At 63.7% G+C, this 22,998-nt stretch carries 23 protein-coding genes; 10 read left to right on the top strand and 13 right to left on the bottom strand.

Annotated elements, in window-relative coordinates; genetic code table 11:
- Positions 1-161 precede the first annotated feature (161 nt).
- Entirely contained in the window at positions 162-938 is a 777-nt protein-coding gene (locus EBS11_RS21310) for an enoyl-CoA hydratase (protein ID WP_290606149.1), read from the bottom strand.
- 174 nt (positions 939-1,112) lie between these two features.
- Here EBS11_RS21310 and EBS11_RS21305 point away from each other — a divergent pair, with 174 nt between their 5' ends.
- Both EBS11_RS21305 and EBS11_RS21300 read left to right on the top strand, forming a co-directional pair.
- Entirely contained in the window at positions 1,113-2,321 is a 1,209-nt protein-coding gene (locus EBS11_RS21305; RefSeq protein WP_290606147.1) for an MFS transporter, read from the top strand.
- 137 nt (positions 2,322-2,458) lie between these two features.
- Positions 2,459-2,896 (top strand): universal stress protein, encoded by a 438-nt coding sequence (locus EBS11_RS21300; RefSeq protein ID WP_290606145.1) that lies wholly within the window; start codon positions 2,459-2,461, stop codon positions 2,894-2,896.
- A 34-nt stretch (positions 2,897-2,930) separates the two neighbouring features.
- On the opposite strand, the gene EBS11_RS21295 is transcribed toward EBS11_RS21300, so the two are convergent.
- Positions 2,931-4,169, bottom strand: a complete 1,239-nt coding sequence (locus tag EBS11_RS21295) for a murein transglycosylase A (RefSeq protein WP_290606143.1) — start codon at positions 4,167-4,169, stop codon at positions 2,931-2,933.
- 49 nt (positions 4,170-4,218) lie between these two features.
- Between EBS11_RS21295 and EBS11_RS21290 the strand changes: the two genes are divergently transcribed.
- Positions 4,219-4,365, top strand: a complete 147-nt coding sequence (locus EBS11_RS21290; protein ID WP_290606141.1) for a hypothetical protein — start codon at positions 4,219-4,221, stop codon at positions 4,363-4,365.
- Between the two features lie 33 nt (positions 4,366-4,398).
- Here the strand turns inward: EBS11_RS21290 and apaG are convergent, their stop codons facing one another.
- Positions 4,399-4,773 (bottom strand): Co2+/Mg2+ efflux protein ApaG, encoded by a 375-nt coding sequence (gene apaG / locus EBS11_RS21285; RefSeq protein ID WP_131376037.1) that lies wholly within the window; start codon positions 4,771-4,773, stop codon positions 4,399-4,401.
- A 166-nt stretch (positions 4,774-4,939) separates the two neighbouring features.
- Here apaG and rpe point away from each other — a divergent pair, with 166 nt between their 5' ends.
- The 7 genes from rpe (at position 4,940) to EBS11_RS21250 (ending at position 11,068) form a co-directional block, all read left to right on the top strand.
- Positions 4,940-5,614 (top strand): ribulose-phosphate 3-epimerase, encoded by a 675-nt coding sequence (gene rpe, locus EBS11_RS21280; protein WP_290606137.1) that lies wholly within the window; start codon positions 4,940-4,942, stop codon positions 5,612-5,614.
- On the top strand, positions 5,614-6,330 hold the full coding sequence (locus tag EBS11_RS21275; protein ID WP_290606135.1) for a phosphoglycolate phosphatase: 717 nt from the start codon (positions 5,614-5,616) through the stop codon (positions 6,328-6,330). Before rpe ends, EBS11_RS21275 begins: the two co-directional genes overlap by 1 nt.
- 241 nt (positions 6,331-6,571) lie before the next feature.
- On the top strand, positions 6,572-8,068 hold the full coding sequence (gene trpE / locus EBS11_RS21270; protein WP_290606133.1) for an anthranilate synthase component I: 1,497 nt from the start codon (positions 6,572-6,574) through the stop codon (positions 8,066-8,068).
- Between the two features lies 1 nt (position 8,069).
- A complete protein-coding gene (locus EBS11_RS21265) occupies positions 8,070-8,633 on the top strand; it encodes an aminodeoxychorismate/anthranilate synthase component II (RefSeq protein ID WP_290606131.1) in 564 nt (187 codons plus the stop codon).
- A 65-nt stretch (positions 8,634-8,698) separates the two neighbouring features.
- The gene (gene trpD, locus EBS11_RS21260) at positions 8,699-9,742 is read left to right on the top strand and encodes an anthranilate phosphoribosyltransferase (protein WP_290606129.1); all 1,044 of its coding nucleotides are present in this window, start codon (positions 8,699-8,701) and stop codon (positions 9,740-9,742) included.
- Between the two features lie 34 nt (positions 9,743-9,776).
- Positions 9,777-10,577, top strand: a complete 801-nt coding sequence (trpC, locus tag EBS11_RS21255) for an indole-3-glycerol phosphate synthase TrpC (protein ID WP_290606127.1) — start codon at positions 9,777-9,779, stop codon at positions 10,575-10,577.
- A gap of 20 nt (positions 10,578-10,597) precedes the next feature.
- Positions 10,598-11,068, top strand: coding sequence for a hypothetical protein (locus EBS11_RS21250; protein WP_290606126.1), 471 nt, complete (start codon positions 10,598-10,600; stop codon positions 11,066-11,068).
- On the opposite strand, the gene EBS11_RS21245 is transcribed toward EBS11_RS21250, so the two are convergent.
- From EBS11_RS21245 to dkgB, 10 genes are all read right to left on the bottom strand, one after another.
- Positions 11,019-12,224 carry a GGDEF domain-containing protein gene (locus EBS11_RS21245; RefSeq protein WP_290606124.1) on the bottom strand — a complete coding sequence of 402 codons (1,206 nt, stop codon included), beginning with the start codon at positions 12,222-12,224 and terminating at the stop codon, positions 11,019-11,021. The genes EBS11_RS21250 and EBS11_RS21245 overlap by 50 nt on opposite strands.
- Positions 12,225-12,284: 60 nt before the next feature.
- Positions 12,285-13,433, bottom strand: coding sequence for a GGDEF domain-containing protein (locus EBS11_RS21240; protein ID WP_290606122.1), 1,149 nt, complete (start codon positions 13,431-13,433; stop codon positions 12,285-12,287).
- A gap of 198 nt (positions 13,434-13,631) precedes the next feature.
- Positions 13,632-15,467: a M61 family metallopeptidase gene (locus EBS11_RS21235; RefSeq protein ID WP_290606120.1), complete on the bottom strand. Its 1,836-nt coding sequence runs from the start codon at positions 15,465-15,467 to the stop codon at positions 13,632-13,634.
- A 48-nt stretch (positions 15,468-15,515) separates the two neighbouring features.
- A complete protein-coding gene (locus EBS11_RS21230) occupies positions 15,516-16,094 on the bottom strand; it encodes a nucleotidyltransferase family protein (protein WP_290606118.1) in 579 nt (192 codons plus the stop codon).
- Positions 16,095-16,107: 13 nt separating this feature from the next.
- Complete coding sequence (locus tag EBS11_RS21225; RefSeq protein WP_290606116.1) at positions 16,108-18,366, bottom strand: xanthine dehydrogenase family protein molybdopterin-binding subunit; 2,259 nt, start codon at positions 18,364-18,366, stop codon at positions 16,108-16,110.
- Positions 18,367-18,376: 10 nt separating this feature from the next.
- Complete coding sequence (locus EBS11_RS21220) at positions 18,377-18,835, bottom strand: (2Fe-2S)-binding protein (protein WP_071325478.1); 459 nt, start codon at positions 18,833-18,835, stop codon at positions 18,377-18,379.
- Between the two features lie 131 nt (positions 18,836-18,966).
- The gene (locus tag EBS11_RS21215) at positions 18,967-19,689 is read right to left on the bottom strand and encodes a DsbC family protein (RefSeq protein ID WP_290606113.1); all 723 of its coding nucleotides are present in this window, start codon (positions 19,687-19,689) and stop codon (positions 18,967-18,969) included.
- Positions 19,690-19,844: 155 nt separating this feature from the next.
- Positions 19,845-21,083: an FAD-dependent monooxygenase gene (locus EBS11_RS21210; protein ID WP_290606111.1), complete on the bottom strand. Its 1,239-nt coding sequence runs from the start codon at positions 21,081-21,083 to the stop codon at positions 19,845-19,847.
- Positions 21,084-21,149: 66 nt separating this feature from the next.
- Positions 21,150-22,079: a TIGR03571 family LLM class oxidoreductase gene (locus EBS11_RS21205; RefSeq protein WP_290606110.1), complete on the bottom strand. Its 930-nt coding sequence runs from the start codon at positions 22,077-22,079 to the stop codon at positions 21,150-21,152.
- 10 nt (positions 22,080-22,089) lie between these two features.
- Positions 22,090-22,914, bottom strand: a complete 825-nt coding sequence (gene dkgB / locus EBS11_RS21200; RefSeq protein ID WP_290606108.1) for a 2,5-didehydrogluconate reductase DkgB — start codon at positions 22,912-22,914, stop codon at positions 22,090-22,092.
- Positions 22,915-22,998 lie beyond the last annotated feature (84 nt).

Genomic DNA, 22,998 nt, shown 5'->3' with positions numbered 1-22,998 from the left:
CTTTCGCGCTATCGACAAAGCGTTGTGTTTGTCAGCTGCGAAGAAGGAAGAGTATGAAGCATTTCGCTAAATCCGTCAACCTTCTTTTTTACTACCCAGCCCCGGAAGGCCGTCCCTTTTGTGCCGCAAACCAGTGCGTCTCATCGGGGAGGCGAATCATATCAAAGACCGTCGAAGTTTGGCAAGCGCTTTTCCAGGAAAGCGTGCATGCCTTCTTTTTGCGCAGGCGTGCCGAAGGCGGCCTGGAACAAACGGCGCTCGTAGGCGACGCCATCGGTCAGGGTGGTTTCAAAGGCGCGGTTGACGCAATCCTTGATCATCATGGCGACCGAGGTCGGCATGGCGGCGATGGTCCTGGCGGCGGCCAGGGCTTCTTCCAGCAATTTATCAGCGGGCACCACGCGCGACACCAGGCCGATGCGTTCCGCCTCGGCCGCATCGATGGTGCGCGCCGTCAACAACAAGTCCATGGCCTTGGCCTTGCCGATGGCGCGCGGCAAGCGCTGCGTGCCGCCCGCGCCTGGCGTGACGCCCACCTTGATTTCCGGCTGGCCAAATTTGGCGCTGTCGGCGGCGATCAGGAAATCGCACATCATGGCTAGCTCGCAGCCGCCGCCCAGCGCATAGCCGGCCACCGCGCCCACCACAGGTTTGCGCACGCGCAAAATATGCTCCCAGTTACGGCTGATGTAGCCCTGGGTAAAGGTGTCGGGATAAGTATAGTCGGCCATGGCGGCGATGTCGGCGCCGGCGGCAAAGGCTTTTTCGCTGCCCGTGAGCACGATGCAGCCGATGTTCTCGTCGGCATCGAACTTGAGCAGCGCAGCGCCCAGCTCATTCATCATGTTGTCGTTCAAGGCATTGAGCGCCTTCGGGCGGTTCAGGCGGATGACCGCCACTTTGTCCTGGATATCGATGATCAAGTCTTCGTATTGCATATAGTCTCCTCTGAATGAACACGGTAGCGACGATTGTAGCGGCTAACGGCAGCGGCGCGACAGGCGCACTGTTATTATTCTGAGCCTGATCCTTTTCAAATCGAGCAGCAAATTTCCTCCTCTCTACTTCAGTCACTGGCCGGCCGCCTGCGCGGCGACGGCAGCGTCGCCAGCGTGAATTTTCGCCGCCTGTGGTTCAGCAATGGCCTCAATTGCTTCGGCGCCCAGATCACCTCGCTGGCCCTGCCCCTATGCGCCGTGCTCTTGCTGCATGCGACGCCGGAGCAGATGGGTCTGCTCGTCGCCTTGCAGGCGCTGCCGTTCGCCCTCTTCGGCTTGCCCGTCGGCGTGCTGCTGGACCGGCGCAGCAAGCACCCGATCATGCTGTTCAGCGAAAGCATGTCCGGCCTGGCCCTGGCCAGCGTGGCCGTGGCTTACTGGTGCGGCGTGCTGTCCATGCCGTGGTTATATATAGTGGGATTCATTATCGGCACGGGCTTCGTCGTGGGCGGCGGCGCCGAACAGGTGTTTCTGACCTTCCTCGTGGGCCGCGATGGCTTGATCGATGCACAATCGAAATTTGCCGCCACGGAATCGGCGTCGCGCCTGATCGGTCCCGGCCTGGCCGGTGTACTCGTGCAAATGCTGTCGGCGCCCGTCGCCATCCTGTGCACGGCGTGCGGCTACCTGATTTCCGTGTTTAATCTGCGCGCCATGAGCGTACGCGATCCGCGCCCCGCCCCCTCCGACAAGCACGCCCTGCGCGACATTGCCGACGGTTTGCTGTTCGTCTGGCGCGAACCGCTGCTGCGCGCGCTGGCCTGGGGCGCCGGCATCTGGCACTTCCTGTTTTACGCCAGCATGGCCTTGACGGTGCTGTTCGCCACGCGCGACCTGGGCATGAGCCCTGGCGTGCTGGGCATGACACAGATGCTGGGTGGAGCCGGCGTGCTGCTCAGTGCCTTCATCGTCAAGCCGCTGACGAAGCGCTATGGCGCCGGCCGCACCATCCTGATCGGCCTGGCTTCGACCTCGCTCTGCTTTTCCCTGACGCCAACGATTCCCGCCGCCTTGTTCGGCAGCGCGGCCGCCAGCGCTGTGGCGTATGCCATATTGATGTTCTTTTTCGATTGCGGCGTGATGCTGTTCTTTATCCCCTACCTGGGCTTGCGCCAGAAGGTCACGCCCGATCCCATGCTGGGGCGCATGACGTCGACCATGCGCTTCCTGACGGTGGCGACGGCGCCGCTGGGCGCGCTGGCCGCCGGCTGGGTCGCGGAACATTTTGGCGTGCGCAATGGCCTGGCCTGCATCGCGGCAGGCAGCATTGCGTTGACGGTCGCCATGGTGTGGGGCACGCCGCTGCGTAGCGTGCGCACCTGAAGCGAGGAACGGGCATACACTGGTGAAAGATTGCCTTGGCGACACTATTCATGCCAAAGCCTGTGAGGTTTGATTTACATCAAGGTTTTAATTGATGTAAATCCATAAGCTGTCTTACATCACTTGAGGAGCACGCCATGTTTAACACCATCTTATTTCCCACCGACGGCTCGCCGTTGTCCGACAAGGCCGCCGAAACGGCCCTCGCCTTCGCCCAGCTGAACAAGGCCAAACTGGTCGCCATCAGCGTGGTGCAGCCGTTCCCGTTCTCGCCGATGGCGGACGGCGGCATCGTGCTCGACGCCGGCCTGTATGAGCAGCAGATGCAGGAAGCGTCACAACGCGCAATCGACAAGATCGGCGAAGCGGCGCGCGCTGCCGGCGTACCCTTCGAAGGCGTGGTCGCCGTCTCGCCCAGCCCGCATGAAGAGATCGTGAATGCGGCGCAAAACTATCAGTGCGACATCATCCTGATGGCCTCGCATGGGCGCAAGGGCTTGAACAAGCTCTTCGTCGGCAGCGAAACGCAAAAAGTGCTGGCGCACACGCACTTGCCAGTCATGGTCCTGCGCTAAGCAGTACCACACCTCCCGGCGCCGCCATGATGCCTTAGCGCGCCGGCGCCTGTTTCGGCAACAACACCCACACGGCGCCGCTCTGCTTCATGCGGCCCGCGTTCTCCGCCGCTTCCGCACCAAAGCCAAAAAAATAGTCGACACGGATGGGCCCGCGAATGGCGCCGCCCGTATCCTGCGCCATCACCAGGCGCTGCATGGGGATGTCGCTGTTGGCTTGCGTGGTAGCAAGGAACACAGGCACGCCGAGCGGCACATAACGCGAATCGATGGCCACCGAGCGCTGCGGCGTCAATGGCACGCCCAGCGCGCCCTTCGGCCCCACTTTCGGATCGGGCAAGCGCTCTTCCTTGAAAAACACATAGCTGGGGTTGGCATTGAACAGCTCATCCTTGCGCGTGGGATGGCCGGCGATCCACGCCTTGATGCCTTGCGCGGACGCCTGGCTCATGGTCAGTTCACCCTTATCGACCAGATAACGGCCGATGGATTTGTAGGGATGGCCGTTCTGGTCCGCATACGCCACGCGCACGGTTTCCTGCGTATCCGTCAGCTGCACCCGGCCGGAACCTTGCACTTGCAGGAAGAACGCTTCCACCTCGTCGTCGACCCACAGCAATTCCTTGCCGGAGACGGCCGTGGCACGCTCGATGTCGGCACGCGTGGCATACGGCACCACTTTCTTGCCCACCAACTTGCCCCGCAAGCGCATGTTTTTCAATTCCGGATACACGCCGGCCAGGTCGACCGTAACGAGGTCATCCGGCACCTTGTACAGCGGCGTCTGGTATGGTCCGCCACGCTTGCGCGCGCCATGCAGCAACGGTTCATAATAGCCCGTAACGAGGCCCGTACTGGCGCCATCGGCAGCGATGACTTGATTCGGCACAAAGAAGGTTTCAAAAAACAGGCGGATGGCCTTGTCGCTGTCGGCATTTACCTGGCGCGCGATCGTGCACGGCTCCTTCCAGTCGGGCCGCTTGACCAGCACGCCGCACGACGCCGTGAAGGCAGGCCAGGCAGCGCGCAAGTCGTCGCGTCCCCAGCCAGGCAAGGCGGAAAACTTGGCCGGAACGAAAGTGGGCGCGGCCGCGTCAGTGGCATCCTTGGCATCCTTGACGTCGGCCGGCTTGGCCGGCACCGGCTTGACGACGGACGGCGCAATCGCCGGCTCCTTGCCACCGGAAGCGCCGGGCGCGGCTGGGGGCGTGGTACAGGCGGACAGCGCGAGCGCGACGCCGCCGATGGAAACGAGTAGACTACCGCGTGTCAATAAACGATGGTTCAATAATAAGCTGCGTGTAAATAACATAGGGGTGCGTATGTGGATCTTGATGATAGAGGCGCTGGTGGCGTTCTTCTTGCTGGCATTTATAGTCTGGTGGACCATGTATTCAGGCAAGAAGCCCACGCCGCCCGCCCGCAAACAGCTCAGCGAAGAGCGGGACACCACCGAAAAACTGAAATAAGCGGCGCAAGTCCGCTCCATCTGGTCTGATTAATTAATGCAGGGTGCGCGGCACCGACAGCACGAATTCGGGAATCGGCGCTTCGAACTGGTGGCCATCCTCGGCCACACAGAAGTATTCGCCGCGCATCGAGCCTTGCGGCGTGCCCAGCATGGTGCCGCTCGTGTATTCGAACTGCTCGCCCGGCTGCAGCAGCGGCTGGTGGCCGACGGCGCCCAGGCCGCGCACCTCTTCCACCTTGTTGTTCGCATCCGTGATGACCCAGTGGCGCGAAATCAGCTGTGCGCCCACCGTTCCCGTATTGACGACGCGGATCGTGTAGCTGAACACATGCCGCCCCTGGTCCGGTGCCGATTGCTCGGGCAGATACTGCGTCTTGACCGTTACCGTAAATTCATAAGTCGCCATCGTCGTTCCTATTCAGACATTGCCAGTCATATATTGTGTGTCGCGCGCCGCATTGGCCGCCGCGCGCCGTGTATTCTGTGCTGCACCGTGCTGCAATCAGGCATGGTAGCGGCGTCAAGCGTAAAATAGCGCATCTTCGCATTTTCTATCCTTTGGCTACTTCACCATGACAACATTCCGTATCGCTCCCAGCATCCTGTCCGCCGACTTTGCCCGCCTGGGCGAGGAAGTGCGCAACGTCGTTACCGCCGGCGCCGACATCATCCACTTCGACGTGATGGACAATCACTATGTGCCGAACCTGACCATCGGCCCGCTGGTGTGCGAAGCGATCCGCCCGCATGTGCAAGTGCCCATCGACGTGCATCTGATGGTCAAGCCTGTCGATCGCATTATCCCGGATTTCGCCAAGGCTGGCGCGAACATCATCACCTTCCACCCGGAAGCATCGGATCACCTTGACCGTTCGCTGCAGCTGATTCGCGACAATGGCTGCAAATCGGGCCTGGTCTTCAACCCGGGCACGCCGCTGCACTACCTGGAACACGTGATGGACAAGATCGACATGATCCTGATCATGTCCGTCAATCCGGGCTTCGGCGGCCAGTCCTTCATCCCCCACGCGCTGAAGAAAATCGCCGAAGCGCGCCGCATGATCGATGAATCGGGCCGTGACATCATGCTAGAAGTCGATGGCGGCATCAAGATCGACAACATCGCCGCTGCCGCCGCTGCTGGCGCCGACACCTTTGTCGCCGGCTCGGCCATCTTCGGCAAGCCTGACTACAAGGCCGTCATCGACGCCATGCGCGCCGAACTGGCCAAGGTAGCGGGCGCCTGATGCAGGCGGGCACGGTGAAAGCCCACGTACTGGCCGGCGTGCGCGCCGCCATCATCGACCTCGATGGCACGATGCTCGACACCGTGCCCGATTTCCATGTCGCCATCAACGGCATGCGCGCCGAATTGGGTCTTGCGCCCATCAGCGCCGAAGCCATCAAGTTGATGGTGGGCAAAGGCTCGGAAAACCTGATCCGCACGGTGCTGGCGCTCGACTTCGATGCGGCGGGCGTGGAACTGCGCTTCGACGCGGCCATGGATGCCTACCAGCGCCACTACCTGGCCATCAATGGCCAGTTCAGCACCCTGTACCCGGACGTGGAAGCGGGACTGGCGGCGATGCAGGCGGCCGGCTTGCGCCTGGCCTGCGTCACCAACAAGCCGATCGCCTTCGCCCTGCCCCTGCTGAAACAGAAAAAACTCGACGGCTATTTCGAGATCGTCTACGGCGGCGATTCGCTGCCGAAGAAGAAACCGGACCCGCTGCCGCTGCTGCAGGTGTGCGCGGACTTCGACCTGGCACCGGCCAGGGTGGTGGCCATCGGCGACTCCTCGAATGACGCGCAAGCGGCACGGGCTGCGGCTTGCCCCGTGTTGACGGTACCGTATGGCTACAACCACGGACACTCTATACACGACACCGATTCCGATGGTATAGTAAATACGCTGCTTGAAGCGGCCCATTTTATTAGCATGCAAAACAGACCAGCATACTGACCCACACCACATCGTGAACACGTTTCTCATCAAAAAACACAATGTCACCCAAACCGGCTCGATTGAGGCCTGGCTTTGGCGACGCTGGCAATCCTGGCAGGCCTGAGGGCCGAGCCGTGTAAGATTGCTGTCGGCTGCGCGCGCACATTTTGCGCACTTAGCGTACCGGCAGGTTTTTTGATAACCCACCGCAGGGCTTGTGCATCGTGCACACTTGTCCCCTGACGGCATGGAGAGAAACATGACCGAACTCGAATTCAAATCGCTGGCCCAGCAAGGCTACAACCGCATCCCCCTGATCGCGGAAGCTTTCGCCGACCTGGAAACCCCGCTCACGCTCTACCTGAAACTGGCACAGACGCAGCAAGGCGGCAAGAACACCTTTTTGCTCGAATCCGTCGTAGGCGGCGAGCGCTTCGGCCGCTATTCCTTCATCGGCTTGCCCGCCACCACCGTGCTGCGCAGCCATGGCAACCGCACGGAAATCATCAAGAACGGCGCCGTGATCGAAGAGCACGAAGGCAACCCGCTCGACTTCATCGAACAATACCAGTCGCGCTTCAAGGTGGCCCTGCGCCCCGGCATGCCGCGCTTCTGCGGCGGCCTGGCCGGCTACTTCGGCTACGACACGGTGCGCCACATCGAGAAAAAACTCGCCGGCGGCGCGCCGAAAGACGACTTGAAGCTGCCCGACATCCAGCTGATGGTGACGGAAGAACTGGCCGTCATCGACAACCTGTCCGGCAAGCTGTACCTGATCGTCTACGCCGACACGACGCAGCCCGAGTCCTTCAGCAAGGCGCGCCAGCGCCTGAAGGACCTGCGCATGATGCTGCGCCGCGGCGTCGACGCCCCCGTCACCAGCGCCTCCGTGCGCACGGAAACCATTCGCGACTTCTCCAAGGAAGACTACCTGAAGGCCGTCGCCAAGGCTCACGAATACGTGATGGCGGGCGACCTGATGCAGGTGCAGATCGGCCAGCGCATCCGCAAGCCGTATGTCGATTCGCCGCTGACCCTGTACCGCGCCCTGCGTTCGCTGAATCCGTCGCCGTATATGTACTTCTATAATTTCGGCGACATGCAGATCATCGGCGCTTCGCCCGAGATTTTGGTGCGCAACGAAACGACGGCGGACGGCGGCAAGAAAGTGACCCTGCGCCCCATCGCCGGCACCCGCCCGCGCGGCGCCACGCCCGAGCGCGACGCAGAATTGTCAGCCGAACTGCTGGCCGACCCGAAAGAGATCGCCGAGCACGTGATGCTGATCGACCTGGCCCGCAACGACATCGGGCGCATCGCCGAGACGGGCAGCGTGCACGTCACCGACCGCATGGTCATCGAAAAGTACTCGCACGTGCAGCACATCGTCTCGAACGTGGAAGGCAAGCTGAAAGACGGCTTGTCGAACCTGGACGTGCTGCGCGCCACCTTCCCCGCCGGCACGCTGACGGGAGCGCCAAAGGTGCGCGCCATGGAAGTGATCGACGAACTGGAAATCACCAAGCGCGGCATCTATGGCGGCGCCTGCGGCTACCTGTCGTTTGGCGGTGAAATGGATGTGGCGATCGCCATCCGCACGGGCGTGGTCAAGGACGGCATGCTGTACGTGCAGGCCGCGGCCGGCATCGTCGCCGACTCGATCCCCGAAATGGAATGGCAGGAAACCGAAAACAAGGCGCGCGCCGTACTGCGCGCCGCCGAACAAGTGCAAGATGGCCTGGATGGGGAGTTTTAAGATGCTGCTGATGATCGACAACTATGACTCCTTCACCTACAACATCGTGCAGTATTTCGGCGAGTTGGGCGAAGACGTGCGCGTCTACCGCAATGATGAAATCACGATCGAACAGATCGAGGCGCTGAACCCGGACCGCATCTGCATCTCGCCCGGCCCGAAAGCGCCAGCGCAGGCGGGCATCTCGGTGGCAGTGCTGAAGCACTTCGCCGGCAAGAAGCCGATCCTGGGCGTATGCCTGGGTCACCAGGCCATCGGCGAAGCGTTTGGCGGCAAAGTCATCCGCGCCAAGCAGGTCATGCATGGCAAGACTTCCCTCATCGCGCATACGGGCGTGGGTGTCTTCAAGGACCTCCCCAGCCCCTTCACAGTGATCCGCTACCACTCTTTGGCGATCGAACGCGCCTCGCTGCCTTCCTGCCTGGAAGTGACGGCGTGGACGGACGACGGCGAAATCATGGGCGTGCGCCACCGGGAATACGATATCGAGGGCGTGCAATTCCACCCCGAATCGATCCTCTCGGAGCACGGCCACGCCCTGCTGAAGAATTTTCTCGAGCGCTGATTCCCCGCGCACGCCACGGCGTGCCGTCAGTGTCCTCCTGCGCCATCATTGAAGAAGGAAGCATCATGCCGATCACCCCACAAGAAGCCCTGCTGCGCTGTATCGAACACCGCGAAATCTTTCACGACGAAATGCTGTACCTGTTCCGCCAGATCATGTCCGGCGAAATGTCGCCCACCATGATCGCGGCCCTGACCATGGGCTTGCGCGTCAAAAAGGAAACCATCGGCGAAATCGCCGCCGCCGCGCAGGTGATGCGCGAGTTTTCCACCAAGGTGCCCATGGCCGACACCACCAACCTGCTCGACATCGTCGGCACGGGCGGCGACGGCGCGCACACGTTCAATATTTCCACCGCCTCCATGTTCGTGGCGGCGGCAGCCGGCGCGCGCGTGGCAAAGCATGGCGGGCGCAGCGTGTCGTCCTCGTCCGGCAGCGCCGACGTGCTGGACTCGCTGGGCGTCAACATCAACCTGCAGCCCGAGCAGATCGCCCAGTCGATCGCGCAGACGGGCATCGGCTTCATGTATGCGCCCAACCACCACGCGGCCATGAAGCATGCGGCGCCCGTGCGCCGCGAACTGGGCGTGCGCACGATCTTCAATATCCTGGGGCCGCTGACAAATCCTGCCGGCGCACCGAACATTTTGATGGGCGTGTTCCACGCCGACCTGGTCGGCATCCAGGTGCGCGTGCTGCAGCGCCTGGGCGCGCAGCACGCCATCGTCGTGTATGGCCGCGACAATATGGATGAAGTCTCGCTCGGTGCCGCGACCATGGTCGGTGAACTGGTCAACGGCGAGATCCGCGAGTATGAAATCCACCCGGAAGATTTCGGCTTGCAGATGATCGCCAGCCGCAACCTGAAAGTGGCCGATTCCGTGGAATCGAAAGCCAAGATGATGGAAGCGCTGCGCGGCGAACCCGGCGCCGCTTCCGACATCGTCGCCCTGAACGCGGGCACGGCGCTGTACGCGGCCGGCGTGGCCAGCTCGATCGAGGATGGCCTGGCGCGTGCGCGCACCGCCGTCAGTTCGGGCGCCGCGCTGGCGAAACTCGATCAATTCGTGCAGGTGACGCAGCAACTGGGCACCCCGGTGCAAGCCTAAGCCCTCCGCCCTCCCTTATAGAATAGCCACCATCATGTCCGACATACTCGATAAAATCCTGGCCGTAAAAGCCGACGAAGTGGCGAAGGCGAAAGCCCATCGCAGCCTGGCCAGCCTGCGCGGCGACGTGGAAAGCGACGGCGCCCTGCGTGCCAATCTGCGCGGCTTCGAGGCGAGCCTGCGCCAGCACATCGCCGCCGGCAAACCCGGCATCATCGCCGAGGTAAAAAAAGCCTCACCGTCGAAAGGCGTGATCCGCGCCGATTTCCGCCCGGCCGACATCGCCGCCAGCTATGCGGCGCACGGCGCGGCCTGCCTTTCCGTGCTGACCGACGAACAGTTCTTCCAGGGTTCCGTGGCTTACCTGCAGCAGGCGCGCGCCGCCTGCGCCATTCCCGTGCTGCGCAAGGACTTCATGGTCGACATGTACCAGGTCTATGAAGCGCGCGCCATGGGCGCCGACTGCATCCTCCTGATCGTCGCGGCGCTCGACCATGGCCTGATGGCGGAGATGGAAGCGTGTGCCCACGAACTGGGCATGGGCGTGCTGATCGAAAGCCATGATGGGGAAGAGCTGACGGCGGCCCTGAAGCTCAAGAGCGCACTGATCGGCATCAACAACCGCAATCTGCGCACCTTCGAGACGTCGCTGGAGAACACCATCGACCTCCTGCCGCGCATTCCGCAAGACCGTTTGATCATCACTGAATCGGGCATCCACAGCACGGCCGACGTGCAACGCATGCGCGCAGCCGACGTACACGCCTTCCTGGTGGGCGAAGCGTTCATGCGCGCGCCAGACCCCGGCGTGGAGCTGGAACGCCTGTTCGCCTGAACAGTGGTAGCCTGACGGTCATGAAACAGCTATTGACCGTCCTTGCCGCCACCACCCTGCTGGCAGCCTGCCAGCAGGCGCCGGAACCGCACGCGCGGGCATCCGCCGGTGCCCCTGCCGTGCCACCGGCGCCCAAGGCCATCGCACCGGCTGCCACCATCGATGCCTACAAGCTGCAGGTGGCGCAGCAGATCATGGATGCCAATACCCAGTTCACCTTCAGCGGGCGCCTGCCATCCATGCTGCCGGCCATCGTCGTGCTCGACCTGAGCGTCGGCCGCGATGGCACCCTGAAAAGCGTGCGCGTGCACCGTTCACGCGACAGCGACGCATCCAGCGTGGCGCTCGCTGCCGTGCGGCGCGTGCCCGGCGCCTTCCCGCCTGCGGCGCAACTGATGCGCAGCCGCGACAAAACCCTCGATTTCTCCGAGACGTTTTTATTCAACGATCAATATCGCTTCCAGCTGCGGACACTGTCCGGACCACAGTAGCGGCCCCGGTAGCGTCGATTTCGATGCGGTCGCGGCCATTTTCCTTGGCCTGGTACAGGGCCGCATCGGCGCGCGACAGCAGTTGATCCAGCTCTTCCTGCATCGATGCCTGGCAGGCCACGCCGATACTTACCGTGCAAGCCGGTAGCCCGTACGCATTCGGTTCTCGCAGCAGGGCGCGAATGCGTTCGGCGACGCCCAATGCGCTGTGCGGCGCCATGTCGGGCATCAGCACGACAAACTCTTCGCCGCCAAAGCGGGCCACGCAATCCGATTCCCGCAGCGCGCCGCCGATGATGGTGGCCACGTGCGCCAGCACCTTGTCGCCCGTGGCGTGGCCGTAGCGGTCATTGATCGACTTGAAGAAATCGAGGTCGATGCTGAGCAGGGTCAATGGCTGGCGGTGGCGCGGCAGATTGGCTTTCTCGCGCTCGTACACATCGCCGAAACCGCGCCGGTTCAATACCTGCGTCAGCGGATCGTGCGTCGAGCGGCGTTCGAGTATGGTCTGCAGGCGCCGTGTCGCCACCGTCATGAAGCCCACCGTCAGCAGCAGCGCCATGAAATTGGCCGCCGCCAGGTAGACGCTGGCCAACGTGCCCGTCACCGTCAAATCCACGCTGGCGCCCCCGTGCAGCAGCGCCGCACCTCCGCGCACCAGCACGACCGCCGCCTGCACCAGCATCAAGCTGCCAAAGAAGAGGCTTGAGAAATGGCGTTCGCCATGGCGGAACACGAGTTGCGCCTGGCGCGCATAGAAAAAGAAAACCACGACGGAAAAGACCGTGACGCGCCGTGAAAAATCGGGCGTCACCAGCAGCCACCAGGCGATGCCGACAGTGCCAAGCCCGCAGGCCAGCGCATAGAAGCGCAGGCTGGGCGAGCGCTCGTAGAATTTTTCCGTGCCCAGCATCGACAGGCCGATGCCCAGCATCAGGGTCACATTTGCGCCCAGCAGCGCCACGGCGTCAGGCCAGGTGCCACGCGCGCCAAACAGGAACGAGGCACACACCAGCAGCAGCAAGCCTGCCGCCCAATGTCCCAGGCCATGCACCTCGCGCCGGAAACTGCGGTACACGGAAAACATGACGATGCTCATGGCCCCGCACATCAGGGTCGTCATCAACATGATGGTGCGGGGATCGAGAGTTTCCACAGTCAGGTGAGGCCTAAAAAGTCATTACGGCAATTTTAGTTCAGTTATGGAAAATTTAGTTCAGTTCTGGCAAATATGAGGGTCGCGTCTGAACTGGAAAATTTCCACCTGCGCCACTTCGATGCGGTTGCGCCCCTGTTGCTTCGCCCGGTACAGCGCCCGGTCTGAGCGCAACAGCAGGCTATCGAGCGTCTCTTCGTCCGTCGCCTGGCAGGCGATGCCGACGCTGATCGTATACGCTGGCAGCCCCTGATCCGGCCGGGGCCGGCGCAGCGCCTCCTGGATGCGCTGCGCCACCAGTTCCGCGCGCGCCTGCTGCGTAGCGGGCAGCAGGACGACAAATTCCTCGCCGCCGAAACGCGCCACCGCATCGCTGTCGCGCAAGGCGCCACCGATCACGCCGGCCACATCGACCAGCACGCGGTCGCCCATGGCATGGCCGTGCCGGTCATTGATGGCCTTGAAAAAATCCAGATCGATACTCATCAGGGCCAGGGGCAGGCGCGCGCATTCCCTGGCGTGAAATTCGGCAAAGCCGCGCCGGTTCAGCACGGCCGTCAGCGGGTCGCGGTTGGAGCGCTGCTCGAGTATCGTCTGCAAGCGGCGCGTGGCCACCGTCATGAAACCGACGGGCAGCAGCAGGGTCATGAAGGCCGTGACGGCCAGGTACAGGCTGTGATACGGGCCGCCGTGCAGGATATCGGAACCGGCGCCGCCGTCCTGCAGGGCCGATACGCCGCGGTGCAATACCGACAGCGCTTGCACCAGGGTCAGCGTACCGAAAAACAGCGTCGACAGATGCCGCTCGCCATGCCGTACGATCACCAGGAATTGCGTGGCGTTCAACACCAGCATGAGGAAGGAAAACATTGCCACGCGCATGGCAAAGTCGGGCCGCAGATACAGCCAGCACAGCATGACCAGCAGCCCCAGCAGCCAGACCGCATGGAACAGGCGCCAGCTGGGACGCACGCCGTAGTAGCGCTGCGTGCCGATCAACAACATCCCCGCACCGCACAGGAAAACGGAATTGGCCAATGGCAAGAGAATTCCCGCGGGAACTATGCCACGCAAGCCGAACAGGACGCTGGCGCCAACCAGGCCCAGCAGTCCGATCACCCATTCACGCAAGCCCTGCACCGTCGATGGAAAACTGCGCAGCGCGGCGAACAGCACCACGCACATGGCAACCGCCATCAAGGTTGACATCAGAATAACAGTGGTGGGATCAAGTTTCACGAGGGACACGGTACGGTGAGCGGGCACATCGCGCTGCACATGCTGACAGGCACGAGAAATTTCGTGCGAGAAATTGTACCGTGAAAAACAGGCTGGCAACCGCCGGCAAAGGAAATCTTGTGCATCGCACAAGCTCCCCCTGCCGGGGTGCGCCAGCGAGGCGCTGGCTTACACGGCGCTAGGACGCTTCGGTCCCGTGGCTTTCTTGGGGGCCGGCAGCAGGGTCAGGTTGACACCCGGTACGCGGTCGCCTTGCAGCTCGGCGCTGAACGTCATCAGCTCGTCGCGGCGGAAGGCGTGAATCGCCACCTTGGCGCCGACCGCATAGCGGCCCAGCAAGGTGTCCAGATTGGCTGGATTGCCCGACACGCGCAAGCCATCGACGGCCACCAGCACGTCGCCCGCCGACAGGCCGGCCAGGTGCGCGGCACCGCCCTGATGCACCTGCGCCAGCTTCACGTCGTTGCCGTCGCGGCCCAGGTTGACGTCCAGGCTGGCCTTCTGCGCCTTGCGCACATCGCTGTATTTCACGCCGAAGGGCGCCAGCAGGCGCGCCAGCGGCACGTCGTCCGTGCCGCGAATATAGCGCTCGAAGAACGGCTTCATGCGCGTGCCGGCAATCTCGTCGAACAGGGCTTCGACTTCGGCCGGCGTCACGCCGCGGCCCTTGCCCTTGTAGAAATCGCGGCCATAGCGCTGCCACAGTGCCTGCATCACGTCGTCCAGCGATTGCTCGCCATTCGTCTTGCTGCGCAAGGTCAGGTCGAACGCCAGCGCGATCAGCGAGCCCTTGGTGTAGTAGCTGACGATGGCGTTCGGCGCGTTTTCATCCTGGCGGTAGTACTTGCCCCAGGCGTCGAAGCTGGAATCGGCCACGCTCTGCCTGGTGCGGCCGCTGCCGCGCAGGACGCTGTTGACGGTTTTCCCCAGCAGCTTGAAGTAGGCTTCCTCGTCGATCAGGCCCGCACGCACCAGCATCAGGTCGTCGTAGTAGCTGGTGAAGCCTTCGAACAACCACAGCAGCGGCGAATAGCTTTCCGCCTGCAGGTTGTACGGCGCGAAAGCGGCCGGCTTGATGCGCTTGACGTTCCAGGTATGGAAATACTCATGGCTGCACAGGCCCAGGAATTTCAGGTAGCCGTCGCCGATTTCCGTGCTGCTCGATGCCGTCGTCGGCAGGTCGGCGCGGGCGCAGATCAATGCCGTCGAAGCGCGGTGCTCCAGGCCGCCGTAGCCGTCGCCGACGGCCATGGTCATGAACACATAACGGTCCATCGGCGCTTTTTTGGTCTTTGGCTCGAAGAAGGCGATCTGCGTTTCGCAGATGGCTTTCAGGTCGCGGCACAGGCGGTCCAGGTCCAGGTTCGGCACCTTGCCCGTGACGACGATATCGTGCGGTACGCCGTGCGCCTTGAAGGTGGCCAGCGCGAAGTCGCCCATTTCCACCGGGTGGTCGATCAGCTCATCGTAGTTGGCGGCCTGGTAGCTGCCGAAGCCATAGCGCTTGGCCTTCAGCTCCGGCAGGGTCGTGGCGACTTTCCAGGTCTTGCAGGCCGCATCCTTCGGCTGCACGATGTTTACTTCATGCGCATCGGATTCCTGACCCAGCACGCGCAGGAATACGCTGGTGCCGTTGAAGAAGCCGTGGTTCTGGTCCAGGTGGGCGGCGCGCACGGACAAGTCCCAGGCATACACCTCGTACTCCACCGTCAGGGCGCCCTTGCAGGGGGCGGCCTGCCACGAGTGCTTGTCCAGCTTCGTCAACGCCACGGCCTTGCCTTCGGACTCGGCACGGATGCTGACGATGTTGCGCGAAAATTCGCGGATCATGTAGCTGCCCGGGATCCAGGCCGGCAAGGCAAATACCTGGCCGATGGCGGCCGGCGCCTTGACGGTCAGGCTGACCTTGAACATGTGGCCAGCCAGGTCCGCGGCGGCGATGCTGTAGACGATGCCGGCGGCGGGCGCCTTGGCGGTGGTTTTTTTAATTGCTGCTTTCTTCATGTTTTCCTCGTGTCTGGCATGTCTTCCCGGGAGCGCCACTGTCCCGCCTTACAAATCGTCCGGAGTATCGATATCGCGCAGGATGCCGCCATCCTCGACGGCCACCTCGCGCACCGCATGGCTTTGCACGATGCTGCGCGCGCCCTGGTCGCCGTCCAGCGCCAGCAGCAGCGGCAAGTGGACGGCGCTGAACGCGACAGGATTGCCGCGCCGGCCCTGGAAGACGGGCACCGCGATGCGCGCGCCATCGGCAATGGCGTGCGACAAGGCGGCGATTGTAGCCGGTTCCACACCAGGCATGTCGCCCAGAGCGATCAGCCAGCCCGGCGCGCCGCGCACGTGCGCGATACCACAGGTGAGCGAAGCGGCCATGCCCGTGTCGGCATCATGGCAGACGCGCACCTCGCAGCCCAGCGTACCGAGTGCGCGCGCCACCTGCGTGTCGTCGGCGCGCACCACGGCCAGCACGCGCGGCAAGGCGGCCAGCATGTTCCTCGCTGCCGCCACCACCACCGGCAAGCCCGCATGCGGACCTTCGGCCAGTGGCTGCAATAATTTGTTCTGCACGCCGGAAGGGTCGAACCTGCGCCCCCTTCCGGCTGCCAGCAAGATGCCGACCGTGCTCAAGACACCGCTGCCGTCATGCGGCCGCCAGGTCGAACGGCAGCTTGCGCAGGCGCTTGCCCGTCAGCGCGAACAGCGCGTTGGCAAACGCGGGCGCCAGCGGCGGCACGCCCGGCTCGCCCATGCCCGTCGGCGCGTCGCCCGAGGGCACCAGGTGCACCTCGATCACGGGCATGTCGGGCATGCGCGGCACGGGATAGTCGCCGAAGTTCTGCTGCTCCACCACGCCATCCTTGAGCGTGATGGCGGCGCCGGGAATGGTCATGCCCAGCGCCATCAGCGCGGCGCCCTGCACCTGCGCCTCGATCGTCAACGGATTGACGGCCAGGTTGCAATGCACGCCCGCCCACACCTGGTGCAGCTTGGGCGCGCCTTCCACCACCGACGCCGTCACCACGTAGGCGACCACGGAATTGAACGATTCATGCATGGCCACGCCCCAGGCCTGCCCTTTCGGCAGCTTCTTCTTGCCGTAGCCGGACTTGGCCACGGCCAGGTCCAGTGCGGCGATGTGGCGCGTATGCTTGGCGTCGATCAGCTGCTTGCGGTAGGCGACCGGGTCCATCTTCGCCACGTGCGCCGCCTCGTCGATGAGGGTTTCCATGACAAAGGCCGTGTGCGTCGAGCCGACGGAGCGCCACCACAGCACCGGCACGTTGGCCTTGGCCGTATGCACGGACAGCTTCATCGGCAGGGTGTACGGCTCGCCCATGCCTTCGACCATGGTGCCGTCGACGCCATTTTTCACCATGAAGGCTTCGAACGGCGTGCCGGCCATGATGGACTGGCCCACGATGGTGTGGTCCCAGGCAAGAATTTTCCCCTTGGCGTCGAGGCCAAGCTGGGCGCGGTGCACGTGTGACGGCCGGTAGTAGCCGCCCTTGATGTCGTCCTCGCGGCTCCACATCAGCTTCAAGGGCCCGCTCTTGCCGGCCGCCCGGTACGCCTTGGCGACGTTGACGGCTTCGACCACGTAGTCCGACGAGGGCACGGCGCGCCGGCCAAAGCCGCCGCCCGCCATCATCGTGTGCAGGGTCACCTGTTCCGGCTTGAGGCCGGAAGTGGCGGCGATGGCCGCCTGGTCGCCCGTCTGGAATTGCGAGCCCACCCACATCGTGCACTTGTCGGCCTGCAGGTCGATGACGCAATTGAGCGGCTCCATCGGCGCGTGCGCCAGGTAGGGGAACTCATACACGGCGTCGATTTTCTTCGGCGCCCTGGCCAGTGCAGAGACGTCGAATGCGCGCGCCACCGTGCCCGGCGTCTTTGCCAGCGCCTTGAAATCGGCCAGTTGCTTGTCGCTGCTGACCTTGTCCACGGCGCTCGTGTCCCATTCGATCGCCAGTGCGTCGCGTCCCTGCTTGGCCGGCCAGTAGCCAGTGGCGATGACGGCCACGCCGCTGCCGCCACGGTCGGTCTTTACTTCCAGCACATCGAGCACGCCCGGGATGGCCTTGGCCTTGCTGGCGTCGAATTTCGCCACCTTGCCACCAAAAACGGGCGGACGCGCCACCATGGCCACCCTGGCGCCGGGCGGCTTGAAGTCGATGCCGAACTGCTGCCTGCCGCTGGACTTGGCGGCGGCGTCCAGGCGCTTCACGGGCTTGCCGATGATGGCGAAGTCGCGCGGGTCCTTCAGCTTGACGGTGGCCGGTACGGACTGGCGCATGGCCGCGTCGGCAAATTCGCCATACGTCGCCTTTTGCCCGCCGGGGCCGTACAGCACGCCCTTGGCGGCGCGCACCTGGTCGGGACTGACCTTCCACTGCGCGGCAGCGGCGGCCACCAGCATGGCGCGCGCCTTGGCGCCAATCTCGCGGTACTGCGTGAACGAATGGGCGATGCTGCCCGAGCCGCCCGTCATCTGCATGCCGTAGGCCGCGTCCTTGTACTGCTCGCCGGCAGGCGCCAGCGCGCCCGACACCGTCGACCAGTCGGCATCGAGTTCCTCGGCGATCAGCATGGGCAAGCTCGTTTGCACACCCTGGCCAAACTCCAGCCGGTTCACCTGCACCGTCACCGTGTTATCGGGAGCGATGTGCAGGAAGGCGTTCGGCGCGTACACGGGCTTGGCGGGAGCGCCTTCGGCCGCCAGCGCCAGCTTGCCGGCGCCCGGCAGGAAAAAGCCCAGCATCAGGCCGCCGCCGGCCGCCGCACCCGCTTTCATGAAAGCGCGCCGCGACACGCCATCGGCCGCCGGCGCCGCTGCCAGCGCCGCGCCCAGGGTCACCCCGCCATGCTGCAATGCTTCCTGATTCAACCATTCGATACGCATGTCGCTCTCCTCAGGCCAGGGTCTTGGCCGCGTCCTTGATGGCTGCGCGGATCCGTTGGTAGGTGCCGCAGCGGCAGATATTGCCGCTCATGGCGCCGTCGATGTCGGCATCGCTGGGCGACTTGTTGGTGCGCAGCAGTGCCGTGGCGCTCATCACCTGGCCGCTTTGACAGTAGCCGCATTGCGGCACGTCGTGCCGCACCCACGCCGCCTGCACGGCCTTGCCCACCTGGTCGTTTTCCATCGCTTCGATGGTGGTGATCTTTTGCGCGCCGACGGAAGAAATCGGCGTGATGCACGAGCGGATGGCCTGGCCATCGAGATGCACCGTGCAGGCGCCGCACAGGGCCATGCCGCAGCCGAATTTGGTGCCCGTCATGTTCAGGTTATCGCGCAGCGCCCACAGGATGGGCGTGGAAGGATCGGCGTCGACCTGCGTGTCGCGTCCGTTGATATTCAAGGTAATCATCTGCTGCTTCCCCTTCTTTGGATTGTTATGGCGTCGACAAACAACACTTGATGATACGACAGCGGAAAAAAAGCAAAAAAAAGCGCGCCTTGCGAGGGCGCGCCGTCCAGCCTTCCTGGCGACAGCCCGGATTACTTAATGGTCGAGAATTTCTGTTCCAGCGTTTTCGCGTCGACTGCGCCCGGAATGCGGCTGCCGTCGGCAAAGAAGATCGAAGGCGTGCCCGAGATGCGCAATTGCTGGCCCAGCGCCAGGATTTTCTCATGCGGGTTGGCGCAGTTGGCCGGCGAGGCGGCAGGCACTTTACCGTTCAGCATCCAGTCATCCCAGGCCTTGTTGCGGTCCGGCGAGCACCAGATATTGCGCGACTTGGCGATCGAATCGGGCGACAGGATGTTGTACATGAAGGTGTAGACGGTCACGTTATCGATTTCCTTCAGCGCGTTCTGGCGGAAACGCTTGCAATAACCGCAATTCGGATCTTCGAACACGGCGATCACGCGCTTGCCATTGCCCTTGACGGTCTTCATGGCCGAATCAAGCGGCAGGTCGGAGAACTTGATGCGGTTGACTTCGTCCAGACGCACCTTGGTCAGGTCTTGCGAGGTCTTGGCGTCGAAGACGTGGCCAACGAACAGATATTGCGCATTTTTGTCCGTGTACAGGATGTCGCCACCCGTGCGCACTTCATACAGGCCGCCATACGGGGTTTCCTTGACCGAGTCGACCTTGGCGCCTTCGCCCAGGCGCGGCTCGATCAGCTTCTTGATGCCCGCTTCCGTCGGCGTTTCCGCGCCGGCGCACGACATCATCAGGCCCGAGGCCAGTACCAATGCGATTCTGCTCATCTTCATCACTATCACTTCTCCACTTGGAACGCCCGGCAAGAACGGCCATATCAGCCCGGCGCCATTATCTCTTTAACAAAACGATCGCCGCAGACCAGCTGCGGCGACCTTGAATTTTCACTGCTACCATTATCCAGCGATATCTTAAGATTCACTGATATCTACTGATTTCCCAATGCATGCGAAATCATTTTTCGCTTCAGACCCGGTAATTTATCCAGCAAGTTTAATCCCAAATTGCGAACCACGCGCAGCGGCTCGAGATCCGCGCCGAACAACCGCGCCAGACCGTCGGTCGCCAGCTGCATCAGCAGCACGTCTTCCTTGCGCGCGCGCGCATAGCGGGCCAGCACGCGCTCGTCGCCGATGCCGCGGTGCGTTTCGCGTTCGGCCACCGTCCGGACCAGTTGCGCCACGTCGGCAAAGCCCAGGTTCATGCCGTGGCCGGCCATCGGGTGCACCACGTGGGCGGCGTCGCCCACCAGGGCCACGCGCGGCGCCACCATGGCGTGCGGACGCATCAGGGTCAGCGGGAATGCGCGCACCAGCTCCGGCTGCAGCGGCGTCAGCTTGCCCAAGGTATCGTGGCAGTAGGCAGCCAGGCGGGCGGCCAGGGCGTCGGCCGATTCGGACATGAGGGTGTCGGCCAGCGCATCGGGCGCCGACCAGACGAGGGAAACGCGCTCGCCCGGCAGCGGCAGCAGGGCGACGATGCCCTCGCTGCCCGTGAACCACTGATGTGCCGCGCCATGGTGCGGCTTTTCGCAGGCAAAGTTGCTGACCACGCCACGCTGGCCATACGGACGGTAATCGAGGCCGATGTCGCACTGGCCCCGCACCCAGGACTGGGCGCCGTCGGCGCCGACCACCAGCGCGCAGGTGATGGTGTCGCCGCCATCGAGGTGCACGACGGCCGAGTCGTTCGTCCATTCCAGGCGGCTGGCGCGGCCCTGCACCACGTTGACGTTCTGCGCGAACTTCAGGGCGGCGTCCAGTGCCTGGCCCAGGTTGCGGTCTTCGACGATCCACGCCAGCGTGCCCACATGGGCGCCGTAGGCGTCGAAACCGAGTCCGCCCGCCTGCGCGCCGTCGCCGTTGACCAGCATGGCGTCGACGGGCGCCACCCGGTCGGCCTCCAGGGCGCCCCACACCTTCAGCGACGACAGCAGCTGGTGCGCCGTGTGATTGAGCGCATACACGCGCACATCCCAGCTGGGCTCGACCGGCTTGGCGGCTGACGCGGGTGCGGGCGGGCTGGCCGGGCATAACAGGGTGACGCTTTGTCCTGCCTGGGCAAATGCCAGCGCCGTGGTTTTCGCGATGGCGCCATTGCCGACGATGCAAACGTCGCTGTGGCTGTGCATGAAGCGCCGCATGGTAGGGGAATTGGGACTGTTCATGGGGCCATTATAGCGTTTGCCCCACCCTTTTCAGATAGTCCGGAAGTACAGGACGCATGCCCCAGGTCAAGCGGCGCCATGAAACACGGGCAGCACGTATTCCGCGATCTCCTGCATCGTCTCGGCCAGCGGGCGACGATTCTGCCGCAGCTGCAGGCCGATATGCCGCACGCCGGCGTCGCGCATGGCGTGCAGCTCCGCGACCAGGCCGTCGCGCCCCGTGCGTCCGCCAAAGCGGAAGCGCTGCAGCGGCATGGCGGCATCCTCGTCCAGGTCCAGGTGGATGAAGCTGACATACGGCTTGTCGACGCCGGCGACGGCGCGCCACTGGGCAGAGCGCCGCGCATGGTCGTCCGGCGTGCCCGGATAGGCGAGCCAGCCATCCATCTGCGCGCCGATCCAGGCGGGCGACTGCTGCGCCAGCCCCGCCACCAGCAGCGGCAGGGGCGCCGCCGGCTTGGGCAGCAGGCGGATGCCGGACGGCAGGCGCGTCTCGCCCCAGTCGCGCAGCATGGCCACCTGCTCGCGGAAGGCGGCGCCGCGCTGCTCGAAGTCGCGGCCGAACACGGGGTACTCGACGGGCCGGTCGCCGCTGGCCACGCCCAATAACAGGCGTCCGCCGCTCAGCCGGTCGACGCTGGCCGCCGCCTTGAGGGTGAGCACCGGCTCGCGCAGCGGCAGCACCACGGCGGCCGTGCCCAGCAAGATGTTCTCCGTGATGCCGGCCAGGTAGCCCAGATAGGTAAATACCTCGAAGACCTGGGCCGCGTCGCCGAACGACGGGTCGTACAGGGGCACGTCGCGCAGCCACAGGGCGCGGAACCCCAGGCCGTCGGCCAGCCGTGCCAGATCCGCATGCCGTTGCAGCTCAGGCTCGCCCGGCACGCGGCTCGATGCCGCATTCGCCTGGCGCCCCGTGGACGACCAGTCGTTATCGAGCGGCAGCTCCAGGCCGATGCTCAATCCCTGCTGCCCCAGCTTCTGCATCGCAGTCATGGTCTTCACCTCAATCCCACTGCGGCGCCAGGCCGTCCGGATTGGCCAGGCGCTCGCCGCGCTCCAGGGTGGCCATCTGCGCCATCTCGTCCAGCGACAGGGTGATGCGCTTGAAATGCAGGTTCGCTTCCAGGTTGGCGCGTTTGGTGGACGAGGGAATCACGGCAAAGCCCTGCTGCAGCGACCAGCTCAGGGCCACCTGCGCCGGCGTCACGCCGTGTTTCGCCGCAATGGCCGCGATGACAGGATCGGCCATCACCTTGCCATACGCGAGCGGCATGTAGGCGGTGATGTGGATGCCCTGGCTGCGCACGAAATCGACCACCTTGCGGTTCTGCAGGAAGGGGTGGATCTCGACCTGCTGCGTGGCGATTTCCGACGCGCCCACCGTGGCGATGGCTTGCCGCAGCTGCGCATTGGTGAAATTCGACACGCCGATGGCTTTCGTCAGCCCTTGCGCCTTGGCTTCCGCCAGTGCCGCCATGTATTCGGCGACGGGAATGGCGTCCTGCGGCGACGGCCAGTGGATCAGGGTCAGGTCCAGTTGCTCCAGCTGCAGCTTGCGCAGGCTGTCCTTCAGGCTGGGAATGAGTTTGTCGCGCTGCAGGTTCTCGATCCAGATCTTGGTGGTGACAAACAGCTCGCTGCGCGGCACGGGGCTGGCGGCGATCGCCTGCCCCACTTCGGCTTCGTTGCCGTAGATTTGCGCCGTGTCGATATGGCGGTAGCCGACGTCGAGGCCCGTGGTGACGGAGTCGATGACGACCTGGCCCTGCAGGCGGAAGGTGCCCAGGCCGATTTGCGGGATGGCGATAGGGTTGGTGCTGGCGTTCATGCGGCAGTCCTCTCAAGTGAATTTCGATGGCCACACTATGCGCCCATCCTTTGTTGAGAAAAATACCGTTTACCTCAAATCATA

The sequence above is a fragment of the Janthinobacterium sp. genome, from assembly GCF_009923995.1.
In the GTDB taxonomy this organism is placed as follows: Bacteria; Pseudomonadota; Gammaproteobacteria; order Burkholderiales; family Burkholderiaceae_D; genus Janthinobacterium.
Note: the sequence above shows the minus strand (reverse complement) of the source record. Positions and strands in the feature narration are given on the sequence as shown.

Excerpts from the sequence above, each read along its gene's own strand:
- EBS11_RS21310 (WP_290606149.1), bottom strand. The coding sequence starts at position 938 with ATGCAATACGAAGACTTGATCATCGATATCCAGGACAAAGTGGCGGTC.
- EBS11_RS21300 (WP_290606145.1), top strand. The coding sequence starts at position 2,459 with ATGTTTAACACCATCTTATTTCCCACCGACGGCTCGCCGTTGTCCGAC.
- EBS11_RS21290 (WP_290606141.1), top strand. The coding sequence starts at position 4,219 with ATGTGGATCTTGATGATAGAGGCGCTGGTGGCGTTCTTCTTGCTGGCA.
- apaG (WP_131376037.1), bottom strand. The coding sequence starts at position 4,773 with ATGGCGACTTATGAATTTACGGTAACGGTCAAGACGCAGTATCTGCCC.
- rpe (WP_290606137.1), top strand. The coding sequence starts at position 4,940 with ATGACAACATTCCGTATCGCTCCCAGCATCCTGTCCGCCGACTTTGCC.
- EBS11_RS21275 (WP_290606135.1), top strand. The coding sequence starts at position 5,614 with ATGCAGGCGGGCACGGTGAAAGCCCACGTACTGGCCGGCGTGCGCGCC.
- trpE (WP_290606133.1), top strand. The coding sequence starts at position 6,572 with ATGACCGAACTCGAATTCAAATCGCTGGCCCAGCAAGGCTACAACCGC.
- EBS11_RS21265 (WP_290606131.1), top strand. The coding sequence starts at position 8,070 with ATGCTGCTGATGATCGACAACTATGACTCCTTCACCTACAACATCGTG.
- trpD (WP_290606129.1), top strand. The coding sequence starts at position 8,699 with ATGCCGATCACCCCACAAGAAGCCCTGCTGCGCTGTATCGAACACCGC.
- trpC (WP_290606127.1), top strand. The coding sequence starts at position 9,777 with ATGTCCGACATACTCGATAAAATCCTGGCCGTAAAAGCCGACGAAGTG.
- EBS11_RS21250 (WP_290606126.1), top strand. The coding sequence starts at position 10,598 with ATGAAACAGCTATTGACCGTCCTTGCCGCCACCACCCTGCTGGCAGCC.
- EBS11_RS21240 (WP_290606122.1), bottom strand. The coding sequence starts at position 13,433 with ATGTCAACCTTGATGGCGGTTGCCATGTGCGTGGTGCTGTTCGCCGCG.
- EBS11_RS21235 (WP_290606120.1), bottom strand. The coding sequence starts at position 15,467 with ATGAAGAAAGCAGCAATTAAAAAAACCACCGCCAAGGCGCCCGCCGCC.
- EBS11_RS21225 (WP_290606116.1), bottom strand. The coding sequence starts at position 18,366 with ATGCGTATCGAATGGTTGAATCAGGAAGCATTGCAGCATGGCGGGGTG.
- EBS11_RS21220 (WP_071325478.1), bottom strand. The coding sequence starts at position 18,835 with ATGATTACCTTGAATATCAACGGACGCGACACGCAGGTCGACGCCGAT.
- EBS11_RS21215 (WP_290606113.1), bottom strand. The coding sequence starts at position 19,689 with ATGAAGATGAGCAGAATCGCATTGGTACTGGCCTCGGGCCTGATGATG.
- EBS11_RS21210 (WP_290606111.1), bottom strand. The coding sequence starts at position 21,083 with ATGAACAGTCCCAATTCCCCTACCATGCGGCGCTTCATGCACAGCCAC.
- EBS11_RS21205 (WP_290606110.1), bottom strand. The coding sequence starts at position 22,079 with ATGACTGCGATGCAGAAGCTGGGGCAGCAGGGATTGAGCATCGGCCTG.
- dkgB (WP_290606108.1), bottom strand. The coding sequence starts at position 22,914 with ATGAACGCCAGCACCAACCCTATCGCCATCCCGCAAATCGGCCTGGGC.